Below are 13,399 nucleotides of genomic sequence, written 5' to 3' on the forward strand. Positions count from 1 at the left end.
TGGACTGCAACATACTCGATTCGTCATCGCTTTCATGCACTTATTCCATGTCTATCACGAATTATAGACAACGAAAAATCGCTTGTCAATGCGCTTTCCTCAGACGGATGATATGCAGCAATATCTCTTTCAGAACAGTGATAAAAGGCACAGCTAAAATTAAACCGATCACTCCGCCGATTTCTCCGCCCGCCAAGAGCGCCATAATAATCACCATCGGATGCATATGCAGGCTTTTCCCAACGATGAAAGGGCCAAGAATATTACTTTCAATAAATTGCAGCCCAAAAATGATGAAAAGCACTACAATTATTTTGTTAATGGAGAGCGTCGCAGCGACCATCAAAGCAGGAACCGCACCGATAAATGGACCGAAATAAGGAATAATATTGGTCATTCCGATAATCGTCCCTAAAATTAACGGATATTTAATTTTAAACAGCCAAAACAAAATCGAAGCCGCCAGCCCGATCAGAAAACAAACAAATAGTTGCCCCCGCAAATAACTTCCGAGCGACTCATCGACGTTTTCTAAAAAACGTCTCCCTTCACGTCTCCATTTCTTCGGGGTGAAGTACCAAATGGCCTTTTTCATTTTCTCATAATCTTTCAACATATAAAAAACGAGAAAGGGAATGACACCAATAATAACAGCATAATCAATAATTGACTTCATGCTTGAAAGCATCCGTTCAAGAAAGGCAGCGACGGATGTTTCCATTCCAGCAATAAAAGATTCAATTCGATGATGAATTTCTCCAGGTAAATTGGTTGTTCCGTCATGAATTTTATCCGTCCAGCTTTGGTAATATTTTGTAAACATAGGGATATTTTCGGAAAGGTCTTTCATTTGTTCAACAAAAATTGGGACACCTTTATAAAAGCTAAAACCGACTCCTCCGAAAAAAATAAAATAGATGATGAGAATCGAACATGTTCTTGGAACACCTGAACGGTAAAGTTTTTCCACTACGGGATGAAGCAAGTAGGTAATGAAGCCGGAAAGCATAAAAGGAATTAAAACAGCTTTTAACATTTTGAAAATAGGAAACCAAATGACTTTTAGCTGAAGAACCATATATACAAACAATGATAAAATGAGAAAAAAAATGATTCGGAAAAGCCATTTCCGCTCTCGCTCATTCATCCCGCATCCCTCCTCTTATTATTTTGAGGAATGCTCACGAAAATATGCATGAAGGCGCCCATTTTAGGCGCCTCAAATCGCACGATCTTCTTCAGGAAACAAGTCATCTAAAGAACTTAGTGTTCCGTCTTCTTCTACTTGATGTGTGTGAATAATGCCTTTTGTAACGGTAAGCTCAATAAAACAATGCCAACAATAATACTGATTGACTCCGATTTTTCCAATATCTTTGCTTTTACAATTCGGACATGTAAACAAACAGGGACACCTTCTTTATTCATTTATTTAATTATTTATTAATCCGGTATGTTCTCGCTATGCACACTACTATTTGTTACCATTTTCAAAAAAATTATACGTCTCTATAAAGCATGCTTTTTATGCTTAAACAATTTGTCCCCTGTTTGTAGCATCATCTGTCAATCGTTATCGATCTTATGGAAAGGAACAAATTTATTATCCTTCGCCCTCTTCCATAAAATCATATGGAGTGATGTTCTCCATCCCAATGTTGGCATCTTCTAGTGGAAAAGGAAGCTCCTCTTTCAGCTCGACAAGTTCAGACGTTTTCAGCCTCTCTTTTAAGGTTGTCTGCCTCATCGACTCCTGATTGTTGTATACTCCCATTTTTAACGCTTCCCATTCTCCGCACATAATTAAAAATTGCTTGCTCCTTGTAACAGCTGTATAAATCAAATTTCTTCTCAACATCCGAAAGTAGCCTTTTACTACCGGCAAAATGACAATCGGAAATTCGCTTCCCTGCGCTTTATGGATGGAGCAGCAGTAAGCATGAGTAAACTGATTAAAATCTTGCTTCGTATAGGTTACTTCGATACCGTCGTAAGAAATGACCACCATATCTTCTTTTTCGACATTTTCTTTTGCGTAAAAAATAGAAACAATCTCCCCAATATCGCCATTAAACACGTTTTGATCAGGCTGATTGACGAGCTGCAGCACTTTGTCCCCGATTCGGTAAATAACGTTGCCATGCTTGATCTCTCTTTTTTCTTTTGAAGGGGGGTTTAACATTTCCTGAAGCATTTCATTCAACTGATCAATGCCGGCAATCCCTCTGTACATCGGTGCCAACACCTGTATATCCTTCGCAGAATATCCTTTTTTCAAAGCGTTCTCAATTACTCTCGTTATAACTTCTTTTATTTGTGATGTTGTACAAGGAATAAACGATCTGTCTTGTGTCGTTTGCAAAAGGTTCGCTGGAAGAGTTCCTTGGCGGATTGAATGGGCCAAATCAATAATTGTAGATCCTTCTGCTTGTCTATAAATATCTGTCAGTGTAACAACTGGGATTCGTCCGGATTGAATCAAATCGCGAAGCACTTGGCCGGGTCCAACGGACGGAAGCTGGTGTTCGTCTCCGACAAGAACAATTTGTATGTCCGAAGGAAGCGATTTAAACAATTGATGCATGAGCCAAATATCAACCATTGATACTTCATCAACAATCAGAAGCTTTCCAGAAATCGGATGATCCTCATTGTGTTCAAATCCTTCTGAACCATTCCATCCTAAAAGGCGGTGGATTGTGACGGCAGGAAGACCGGTTGCTTCTGCCATTCTTTTTGCAGCTCGTCCGGTAGGTGCCACCAGTACAATGGGAAACGGCTCTTCCTTCTTTTGATATTCTTTTGGGTTCAATGAAAGGCCATGGAGGTTCGCATAAATTTCAACGATGCCTTTGATAACGGTTGTTTTTCCCGTTCCAGGCCCGCCGGTCAGCAAAAGAATCGGCGAATGAATAGCCCGCTGAATGGCTTCTTTTTGAGAGGGGGCATACTGAACATTCATTTTTTCTTCCAGTTTTCCTAACTCCAGCAAAAATTCTGATTCAGGAAACATATCTTGAAATTGGTTTTGGGTTAAAATTTCTTCAATGTTATTGGCAAGTCCCACTTCAGCATAGTAAAGAGAGGGTAAATAAATTCGATCTTCCTCGACGATAATTTTTCGATCTTCTTCCAATTCAAGAATGATTCTTTCAATATCCTGATCAGATATGTCTTCTCCATTTTGGGTGAGCAATTTTTTCGCTTTTTCCATCAGCTGAACTTTTGTAACATATACATGTCCTTCTTTTACAGCATCTTGTTCAATAGTGAACAAACAAGCCGCCTTCAGCCGGTCGGGATGATTGCCGGAGATCCCAAGCTCTCTCCCAATTTCATCCGCTCGAATAAAGCCGATCCCTTCAATATCTTCCACCAATTGATATGGGTTTTTTTGAATGATTTTAAGCGTATCCTCCCGATATAGCTGATAAATTTTCATCCCAAGTGCAGGCCCAATGCCAAGCTGATTTAATCCGATTAAAACCCCTTCTAAACCTTGATGTTCCTTCAGTGTTTCAGCCAGTATTTTGGCTTTTTCCTTTGAAAGCTTCTTCACTCTTTTTAATGAATCGGGATCCTCCAAAATAATCGAAATCGCATGTTCCCCCAGTTCATTCACGATCGCTTCCGCTGTTTTTTTGCCGATTCCTTTAAAAAGCCCGCTTGATAAATATTGAATAACTCCTTCTTTCGTAGTTGGAAGCTCCTTTTGAAAACGCTCAGCTTGAAATTGTACGCCGAATTTTGGATGGTATTTTTTTGCGCCAAAAAACGTATAGCTGTCATGTAATTGGAGAAGAGGAAAAAAACCCGTCACGGTCACTTGATCTTGCTCAAACTGTTCATTCGTCTCTTCAATTTTCACTTTAATAACAGTATAAAAATTTTGCTCATTCTGGAACACAATATGTTTAATGACTCCGCGAACAAAAGGAGTACTTTCCTCATGAAACAAACTCTCCTGTTGACCGCCCATCCTCTTTCCTCCTAATTTCGTTTAAATCATCTCTTCTAACAGCCTTTTCCCGTTGCCCGCAAGCAAATGATCCGGTTGAATGGAAAGCGCCATATCAAACATTTTTAAAGCTTCTTCTCTATTTTCTTCAAATGCGTACGCAACACCTAAATTATAATAAGCATCTGCGTGATGTTGATCGAGGTCGATCGTTTTTTCAAACTCTTTTTTTGCTTCTTGAATGTGGCCTGCTTGTGCTAAACATAAACCATATTGAAAGTGAGCGCTGGCGTCTTGTTCATCCAGCTCAACCGCCCGCAAAAAATATGGAAGTGCAAGACGGGGCTGTTCAAGCTGGTAAAGAGACATTCCAAGCATAAAATAGACATCTTTATGAGCAAGCCCATACTTTTCCGCCTGATCAAAAAATGTTTTCGCTTTATGATAATCTCCCGCATTATAATGAACGGTTCCAATGCCGTAATACGCAGTAGCCGTCCCTTTATCAATCTCAATCGCCTTTTCATAAAATTTCAATGCTCTTTCTGCATCACCTGAAGAGGCAAGCAAATTCCCAAAATTTACGTATAACACAGGGTCGTTTGGATTTTCTTCCAATGCTTCTGCAAAATATTTCGCTGCTTCTTCCCATTTCCCTTCTTTTATTGCTTCTAAAGCCAGTTGATTTTTATGCATCCATTTCATCCTTTCACATCCAAAGACAAAGAGGCTGCGCCAAGTTAACAAATCTCATTCCGATCGGTACAGCTTATCTCTTTAACCGACATACCACAGTTTTTCGCCGTTGCGAAATACTTTATCGATAATGCCGCCTCCCAGACATTCCTCTCCATTATAAAAAACGACAGCTTGTCCTGGTGTAACGGCACGGACCGGCTGTTCAAACGAAATTTGTGCAGTTTGATCACCGATCATTTTCACTTTTACCGGCTGATCAGGCTGGCGGTAGCGAAATTTTGCGGTGCAAACAAGCTCATCTGTTGGTTTTACACCGGTTATCCAGTTTACATTTGTTGCGATAATGGAGTCTGAATATAAATGTTCATTATGAAATCCTTGTTCAACATATAAAATATTATTTTTCAAATTTTTTCCAACCACAAACCAAGGATCGCCATTTCCTCCTATTCCGAGTCCATGGCGTTGACCGATCGTATAATACATAAGCCCGTCATGCTTCCCTTTTACCTCACCAGACAACGTCTCCATTTTGCCGGGTTGAGCAGGTAAATACTGGCTTAAAAATTCTTTAAAGTTCCGCTCGCCAATAAAGCAGATGCCTGTTGAATCTTTTTTCTTTGCTGTTGCCAAGTTTGCTTTTTCCGCAATTTCTCTAACTTCTTTTTTTTCAAGATGCCCGATGGGGAACATGACCTTTGACAGCTGCTTCTGATTCAGCTGATTCAAAAAATACGTTTGATCTTTGTTTGGATCCTTTCCTCTGAGCAATTTGTACACACCATCGCGGTATTTTACCCGTGCATAATGACCTGTTGCGATATAGTCCGCGCCTAAGTCAGCTGCATGCTCCAAAAAAGCTTTAAATTTAATTTCTTTATTGCACATGACATCGGGATTTGGCGTTCTTCCAGCTTTATATTCCTCTAAAAAGTAAGTGAACACTTTATCCCAATACTCTTTTTCGAAATTCACTGCATAATAAGGAATCCCAAGCTGATTGCATACACGGATTACATCATCATAATCTTGCGTTGCCGTACATACGCCATTTTCATCCGTATCATCCCAATTTTTCATAAAGACCCCGATGACTTCGTACCCTTGTTCTTTTAGGAGCAAAGCAGTTACAGATGAATCTACTCCGCCAGACATCCCGACTACGACTCTTGTTTCATGCGGCGCCTTTTCCATCTCTCTCACCTCTTTCTATTTTGACGTTAACCTTTTAACAATCTCGGCTGTTTTTTTGGCAGCCGATTCAATTTGTGCCTCCGTATTTCCTAAGCCGAAGCTGAATCGAACCGATGAAGTTATTTCTTTTGAATTTTTGCCAAACATTGAAACGAGCACATGCGACGGTTCAACTGATCCTGCTGTACAAGCTGAGCCGCTTGATGCCGCAATTCCCGCCAAATCGAGGTTGACAAGAAGCGATTCAACATTTGTTCCCGGAAAGAAAACGTTTAATATATGAGGCAGGCTGTTGTCAATCGAGCCGTTCACAGCGAAGGAAATGCCCTCTTGTTCAAACACATCGATCATTATTTGTTTAAAATGCACATATTGCTCTGTTTTTTCCTTTCTTGTTTGTTCTGCAATTTTTGCGCTTTCCGCAAACCCGATAATCGCTGGAACATTTTCCGTTCCGGCTCTTCTCTTCAATTCCTGCTCACCGCCATGCATGCGCGGAGTGAATTTCACCCCAGCTTTTGCATATAAAAAACCGATCCCTTTCGGCCCATTTATTTTATGACCGGAAACCGACAGCAGATCGACATTCAGCTCGCGAACATCAATTGGAACGAGTCCGTATGCTTGAACTGCATCGGTATGAAAATACGCTTGATGGTTTTGTAATAAGCTTCCTATTTCTGAAATAGGCTGTAAGGCACCTACTTCATTATTTCCATACATGACTGTGACAAGAATCGTTTCATCTTTTAAAGCTTTTTTAAGATCATCGACAGAAATAACTCCCGATTGATTGACAGGCAAATACGTAACGTGAAATCCGTTTTTTTCTAGATAGCGGCAAGATTGGAGGACAGCCGGATGCTCAATTTCTGTTGTGATAATATGGTTTCCTTTTTCTTTATTAGCAAGCGCTGTTCCAATCACCGCTAAATTATCTGCTTCTGTTCCTCCGCTTGTAAATATGATTTCTTTTGGATCGGCATGAATACTTTTGGCAAGGAGCTCTCGAGCCTCATCCACTTCTCGTCTGCTTTCTCTGCCAAAAGAATGGATGCTAGACGGATTGCCGAAATAATCCTTCATAAAGGTTGTCATTTTATCCAAAACTGCGGGATGGACTGGCGATGTTGCCGCATGATCCAAATATATCCGTTCCAAAGTTAATTCCTCCCGACTTTAAATGTAAAACATGTAAGCGTCCTGCTCATTATCTCCTGTATGGCTTGCTAAATCATCAAGTGTCGTGTTGTCAAGAACGTCCTTCACCGCATCGCGGATTTTTAACCATAGATGCCTTTGAGCAGGCGGTTCATCTTCAATTCCTTCAACAGGGGTGATCGGTCCTTCCAACACACGGATAACGTCACCAGCCGTTATTTTGGACGGATCGTTCGCTAAAATATATCCGCCATAAGCTCCGCGAATGCTTTTGACAAGTCCGGCATTGCGGAGAGGAGCAATTAATTGTTCCAAATAATGCTCTGATAAATCATGAGATTGTGCAATACTTTTCAAAGATGTCGGTCCTTCTCCGTACTTTCGCGCCAATTCAATCATAATCGTTAAACCATAGCGTCCTTTCGTTGAAATTCTCACGTTTCTACACTCCTATTTTTTAGTTTTTTTCAAGATTTTCACCATCTTGGTTCTACTTTAAACTTTAGACATTATAGCATATTATTTTATTAGTGGGTAAATGAGATGATATGATTTTTATTTGGGAGCGATAAAATGGAACCTTTAGCGTATAGAATGCGTCCAACCAAAATAGAAGATATTATTGGACAAGAACATTTAGTTGGAAAAGGAAAGATTATTGAACGAATGGTGCGAGCTAAATATTTAAGCTCGATGATTTTATACGGACCTCCTGGAATCGGAAAAACATCTATTGCAACAGCAATAGCAGGCAGCACTAACACGCCTTTTCGAAAGCTGAATGCGGTTGTCCACAATAAAAAAGATATGGAAATTGTTGTAGAAGAAGCAAAAATGTCAGGGCAAATCATTCTCATTTTAGATGAAGTGCACAGACTTGATAAAGGGAAACAAGATTTTTTGCTTCCATATTTAGAAAACGGCATGATTATTTTAATCGGTGCAACGACAAGCAATCCGTATCATGCCATTAACCCGGCGATTCGGAGCCGCTGTCAAATTTTCGAATTGCACCCTCTTTCTCCAGATGACATTATGATTGCCCTGAAAAGAGCTCTTACAGACCCAAGAGGACTGAGCGACTTTCCTGTTCAAATCAGCGACGAAGCTCTAAGACATTTTGCCGAAAGCTCCGGCGGAGATGTGCGTGCGGCGTTAAATGGATTGGAACTCGCCGTTTTATCAACAAAGGAAGATGAGAATGGGAACATTTGCATTACGGTTGAAATTGCTGAAGAGTGCATGCAAAAAAAGAGCTTTTCCCACGATAAAGACGGAGATCATCATTACGATGTTTTATCTGCTTTTCAAAAGTCTATTCGCGGGTCCGATGTAAACGCAGCGCTTCACTATTTGGCCAGATTAATTGTGGCAGGGGATCTTTCTTCGATTGCAAGGCGTTTAACGGTCATCGCCTATGAAGATATTGGCCTTGCAAATCCGCAAGCGGGACCTAGAACTCTTTCGGCTATAGAAGCAGCTGAGCGCATCGGTTTTCCCGAAGCACGCATCCCTTTGGCCAATGCGGTGATTGAACTATGTTTATCCCCTAAATCAAACTCTGCTTATAAAGCGATTGATGCAGCTTTAGCCGACATTCGCTCAGGAGTGACAGGCGAGGTCCCTTCCCACTTGCGGGATGCTCATTATAAAGGAGCAAAGCAGCTTGGCAGAGGAGTGAACTATTTATATCCGCACGATTATGAATCAGGCTGGGTAAACCAGCAATATTTGCCTGACCCCATCAAGCATAAAAAATATTACAAGCCAAAAAGAACGGGCAAATTCGAGCAGGCTTTAGCGCAAATATATGAAAATATCGAGAAAAAGAAAAAAGAAAAGGACGAATAGGAAGCTGCGGTCATGTCCGCGTCATCTTGGAAATATAAATAGGATTGTCCAAAATGTCAAAACCCCATGGAAAACGTAAATAAAAGGGGGCGTCAATAAGCCGAAAAACGGCTTATTTGACACCCCCATTTTTTAATCGTCGTCGCCGACACGATAAATTTTTATATCCTTCAGCAATTCATTAATCACATGACCAGCCATAATCAATCCGGCTACGGATGGCACAAAGGCATTTGATGACGGGGGCATTTTTGCTTTGCGGATCGTTGATTCGTTATTGCCGACTTCTTTTCTGACATCTTCTCTAATAACAACAGGGCGTTCATCAGAAAATACGACTTGAATTCCCTTTCGGATCCCTTCTTTTCGCAGTTTCGTTCGAATCACTTTGGCAATCGGATCTGTATGTGTTTTTGAAATATCTGCTACTCGGAAACGGGTTGGATCCGTTTTGTTGGCTGCCCCCATGCTTGAAATAATAGGAATATTCCGTTTCAGGCATTCCTTCATTAAATGAATTTTATAGCTGATCGTATCGCTGGCGTCAATCACATAGTCAGGGTTTAGCTTAAAAAAGTCTTCATACGTCTCTTCCGTGTAAAACATTTTTAATGCAATTACTTCACAATCCGGATTAATGTCAGCAATTCTTGCTTTCATTAAATCCACTTTCGGTTTTCCAACTGTCGACAAAAGCGCATGGATTTGCCGGTTAATATTCGTAATATCGACATCATCTTTATCGATCAAAATCAATCGCCCGATGCCTGATCGTGCAAGAGCTTCGACGGCAAAAGATCCAACTCCGCCAACCCCTAAAACGGCTACGGAGCTGTTTTTCAATTTATGTAAACCTTCTTTTCCAATCGCTAGTTCATTTCGGGAAAACTGATGAAGCAAAAAAAATCACTCCAATTTGTCAAAATTCAGTGTACAAACTAAAAAAGTCCCAATTGTGCCGTCGCCGTTTCCTTCGTTTTGAACCCGCTCTCAGCAGGTGGGTGCCCTGTTCTAAAGCTTTGTAAGTCCTCGTGCCATATGCATATGAGGCATTTACTCACTTTAGAAACTCCGGGCTCCCATTTAAATCGTTGTTCGGTCAAAACTAGGTGTACGACGCACACATCAGGACTTAAATTTTGAATAAAGAATATCATAATTAGCATGAGATTTCAAGATAAAAAACAAATAATGGAAATTATTACCTTGAGCTATGTTTCACTTCAAGATGCAGTTCATCCAATTGCTCTTTGCTTACTTGGCTTGGTGCCTCCGTTAACAAACAGCTCGCACTTGCTGTTTTCGGAAAGGCAATCGTATCCCGTAAATTTGTTCTTCCTGCCAAAAGCATTACAATCCGATCCAATCCTAGTGCAATTCCACCATGCGGCGGCGTACCGTATTCGAAGGCTTCCAGCAAAAATCCGAACTGTTCTCTTGCTTGTTCCTCTGTAAAACCAAGAAGTTTGAACATCTTTTCTTGAACGTCTTTTTCAAAAATCCGAATCGACCCTCCGCCAAGTTCATATCCATTTAACACTAAGTCATATGCTTGAGCCCGCATTTTGAGAGGGTCTTTCTCAAAGTACTCCAAGTCCTCACGAAACGGCATAGTAAACGGATGATGCAATGCATAATAGCGGCCGTCTTCTTCATTATATTCAACGAGCGGCCAATCCGTAATCCATAAAAATTCAAGTTTATCTTCTTCGATCAGCCCTAAATCTTTTCCTAGTTTTAATCTGAGAGCCCCCAACGAATCAGCAACAACATTCGGCTTGTCGGCAACAAACAGAAGCAAGTCTCCATTCTGTCCTTCAGCTGCTTGCAAAATACTATTTTGTTCATTTTCTGATAAAAATTTTGCAATTGGGCCTTTTACTTCATTTTCTTCTACTTTAAGCCAAGCCAAACCTTTCGCTCCATAATTGTGAACATACTCTTGGAGAGCATCTAGATCTTTGCGTGAAAATTCGTCTTTTTTTCCTTTTACATTGATTAGCTTTACTTGCCCTCCACCTGCAACTGCTTGACTGAAAACTTTGAAAGCGGAGTTTTTCACAATTTCAGATACATCAACAAGCTCCAGGTCGAATCGAACGTCCGGCTTGTCCGACCCAAAGCGCGCCATCGCCTCATCATATGGCATGCGTTGGAATGGAAGAGTAAGCTCGATTCCTTTCACTTCTTTTAACACATGAGCCATCATCTTTTCGGTTAGATTCATAATATCTTCTTGGCTCATAAAAGAAGTTTCTATATCTATTTGGGTAAATTCCGGCTGTCTGTCTGCGCGCAAATCCTCATCGCGGAAGCATCTTGCAATTTGATAATATTTATCAAATCCTGAAACCATTAGAAGCTGTTTGAATATTTGCGGCGATTGCGGGAGCGCATAAAATTCCCCCTCATGGACGCGAGAAGGGACAAGATAGTCCCGTGCTCCTTCCGGTGTGCTTTTCGTTAAAATGGGGGTTTCCACATCAATAAATCCATTTTCATCCAAAAAGTTGCGAATCGCTCTCGTAATTTGATGCCGCATTTTTAACGTTTCAAACATGACTGGACGGCGCAAATCTAAATAACGGTATTTTAAACGAACCTCTTCGGAAATGTCCGCTTTTTGATCCGCAAGTGAAAAAGGAGGAGTTTTGGCGCTGTTTAAAATGGTTACCGATTGAACAACCACTTCCACTTTTCCTGTTCGAATGTTCGGATTAATCGTCTCTTCCGATCTTTTCACCACTTCGCCTTCAATGTCCAATACATACTCGCTGCGGATTTTTTCAGCTATTTCTAACGCTTCCTTTGAAACTTCAGGATTAAAAACAATTTGGACAACTCCTGTCCGGTCGCGCAAGTCGATAAAAATAAGTCCTCCTAAATCGCGGCGTCTTTGCACCCATCCTTTTAAAACGACCTTTTCGCCGATTGCTTTTTCGGAAATTTCTCCACAATAATACGAACGTCCAAACATCCTACATACTCTCCTTTACTTTCTCTCTTTTATATACTCTGCAAGTCGTTCAAATGCCACCGCATCTTGTTCGCCTGTTGCCATGTTTTTTACGTTCGCCACGCCTTTTTCTAATTCCTCATCACCTATGATGATGACAAATTTGGCTTGAAGCCTGTCCGCTTGCTTCAGTTGTGCTTTCATTTTCTTATTTTCATAATCTTTGTCTGCAGAAATGCCGGCTTTCCGCATTTCCTGCAATAGAGATACCGACCGTTCCTTCGCCCGATCTCCCAGTGCCACAATATAACAATCTAGACCTTTTTCAATCGGAAGAGCGATGTTTTCAGCATCAATTGCTGCTAACAGGCGTTCAATGCTTAAAGCAAAGCCGATCCCCGGCGTGCTTGGCCCTCCGGCTTCTTCGACCAAGCCGTTATATCTTCCGCCGCCGCATAAAGTCGTAATCGCCCCAAACCCTTCCGCATTGCTCATGATTTCAAATGCTGTATGGTTATAATAATCCAATCCGCGGACGAGATTTGGATCGATTTCATACTCAATGCCAAGCTCCGTTAAATATTTTAACACTTGATCAAAATATTGCTTTGATTCATCGTTTAAAAAGTCAATGATGGAAGGGGCGCTTTTCATCAATTCATGCTCGCGGTCTTGTTTACAATCAAGTATTCTTAACGGATTTTGCTCAAGCCGCTTTTGGCAATCAGAGCAAAATTCTCCAATTCTCGGCTTAAAATGGTTGACTAAAGCAGCACGATGTGCAGCTCTGCTCTCTTGATCTCCCAAACTGTTAATGGCAAGCTTCAATTTTTTTAAGCCGAGCGATTGATAAAACGCCATCGCCAAAGAAATAACTTCAGCATCCAGCGCAGGGTCGTCCGAGCCGAGAGCCTCCACACCGAATTGAACAAATTGCCGAAAACGCCCTGATTGCGGTCTTTCATACCGAAACATCGGACCGATGTAAAAAAGCTTTACAGGCTGGTTCGGATCGGCGTACATTTTCTTTTCAACAAAAGCGCGGACGACTGCTGCCGTTCCTTCCGGTCTTAATGTTAAACTTCTTCCTTTCCTGTCGGAAAAAGTGTACATTTCTTTTTGGACAATATCGGTTGATTCGCCTACACCCCTTTGAAATAATTCCGTATGTTCAAAAATGGGGGTTCGAATTTCTTGAAAGCGATAAAGACGGCATATTTCCCTAGCTTTTTTCTCAACATATTGCCATCTTGAAGCCTCCGACGGCAAAATATCCTGTGTACCTCGCGGGATTTGAAAAGCCATTGTCGATTCTCCTCCACTTATAAAATAAATTCCATAAAAAAACCCGTCCCCTGACGATTCCCGTAGGGACGGGAGAGTCTCCCGTGGTGCCACCCTAATTGAAGCAATGCTTCCACTTAAAAGTTAACGCCTATTTACGTTTCCTCCTACTTTTACACCTTTCAGAGGAAAACCTCCGGAGTGTTCTTCACTAAGCGATCATGGGGAAAGGCTTTCAGCCTAAGGCCTTTCCTCTCTGTCCATGTGCATCCCAGCTACTTGTCTCCGTCATCGGT

Annotated in this window: 11 protein-coding genes, 1 other RNA gene and 2 other annotated features (2 of these 14 only partly in view); of the genes, 1 reads left to right on the forward strand and 11 read right to left on the reverse strand. The window is 41.2% G+C overall.

Annotated elements, in window-relative coordinates:
• Positions 1–36, reverse strand: a binding site (T-box leader); it reaches 171 nt to the left of the window's first position.
• Between the two features lie 49 nt (positions 37–85).
• The 7 genes from RI196_RS13160 to cymR form a co-directional block, all read right to left on the reverse strand.
• On the reverse strand, positions 86–1,147 hold the full coding sequence (locus tag RI196_RS13160) for an AI-2E family transporter (protein WP_063387992.1): 1,062 nt from the start codon (positions 1,145–1,147) through the stop codon (positions 86–88).
• A gap of 72 nt (positions 1,148–1,219) precedes the next feature.
• On the reverse strand, positions 1,220–1,405 hold the full coding sequence (locus RI196_RS13165) for a YrzR-like zinc ribbon domain (protein WP_063387991.1): 186 nt from the start codon (positions 1,403–1,405) through the stop codon (positions 1,220–1,222).
• A gap of 198 nt (positions 1,406–1,603) precedes the next feature.
• A complete protein-coding gene (gene recD2, locus RI196_RS13170; protein ID WP_063387990.1) occupies positions 1,604–3,979 on the reverse strand; it encodes an SF1B family DNA helicase RecD2 in 2,376 nt (791 codons plus the stop codon).
• A gap of 21 nt (positions 3,980–4,000) precedes the next feature.
• Entirely contained in the window at positions 4,001–4,654 is a 654-nt protein-coding gene (locus RI196_RS13175; RefSeq protein WP_063388167.1) for a tetratricopeptide repeat protein, read from the reverse strand.
• Between the two features lie 81 nt (positions 4,655–4,735).
• Positions 4,736–5,851, reverse strand: a complete 1,116-nt coding sequence (gene mnmA / locus RI196_RS13180) for a tRNA 2-thiouridine(34) synthase MnmA (protein ID WP_063387989.1) — start codon at positions 5,849–5,851, stop codon at positions 4,736–4,738.
• A 15-nt stretch (positions 5,852–5,866) separates the two neighbouring features.
• The gene (locus RI196_RS13185; RefSeq protein WP_130158149.1) at positions 5,867–7,012 is read right to left on the reverse strand and encodes a cysteine desulfurase family protein; all 1,146 of its coding nucleotides are present in this window, start codon (positions 7,010–7,012) and stop codon (positions 5,867–5,869) included.
• Positions 7,013–7,030: 18 nt separating this feature from the next.
• On the reverse strand, positions 7,031–7,450 hold the full coding sequence (gene cymR, locus RI196_RS13190; RefSeq protein ID WP_063387987.1) for a cysteine metabolism transcriptional regulator CymR: 420 nt from the start codon (positions 7,448–7,450) through the stop codon (positions 7,031–7,033).
• A 135-nt stretch (positions 7,451–7,585) separates the two neighbouring features.
• Here cymR and RI196_RS13195 point away from each other — a divergent pair, with 135 nt between their 5' ends.
• The gene (locus RI196_RS13195) at positions 7,586–8,863 is read left to right on the forward strand and encodes a replication-associated recombination protein A (RefSeq protein WP_311066349.1); all 1,278 of its coding nucleotides are present in this window, start codon (positions 7,586–7,588) and stop codon (positions 8,861–8,863) included.
• Positions 8,864–8,995: 132 nt separating this feature from the next.
• On the opposite strand, the gene RI196_RS13200 is transcribed toward RI196_RS13195, so the two are convergent.
• From RI196_RS13200 to hisS, 4 genes are all read right to left on the reverse strand, one after another.
• Positions 8,996–9,763, reverse strand: a complete 768-nt coding sequence (locus tag RI196_RS13200) for a tRNA threonylcarbamoyladenosine dehydratase (RefSeq protein WP_063387985.1) — start codon at positions 9,761–9,763, stop codon at positions 8,996–8,998.
• Between the two features lie 42 nt (positions 9,764–9,805).
• Positions 9,806–9,998: non-coding RNA, 6S RNA (gene ssrS / locus RI196_RS13205), on the reverse strand.
• 66 nt (positions 9,999–10,064) lie between these two features.
• Positions 10,065–11,840 (reverse strand): aspartate--tRNA ligase, encoded by a 1,776-nt coding sequence (gene aspS / locus RI196_RS13210; RefSeq protein WP_311066350.1) that lies wholly within the window; start codon positions 11,838–11,840, stop codon positions 10,065–10,067.
• Between the two features lie 15 nt (positions 11,841–11,855).
• A complete protein-coding gene (hisS, locus tag RI196_RS13215; RefSeq protein ID WP_063387983.1) occupies positions 11,856–13,124 on the reverse strand; it encodes a histidine--tRNA ligase in 1,269 nt (422 codons plus the stop codon).
• A gap of 61 nt (positions 13,125–13,185) precedes the next feature.
• Positions 13,186–13,399, reverse strand: a binding site (T-box leader) (it continues 5 nt past the right edge of the window).

Source organism: Aeribacillus composti, assembly GCF_031760945.1.
Classification (GTDB): domain Bacteria; phylum Bacillota; class Bacilli; order Bacillales; family Aeribacillaceae; genus Aeribacillus; species Aeribacillus composti.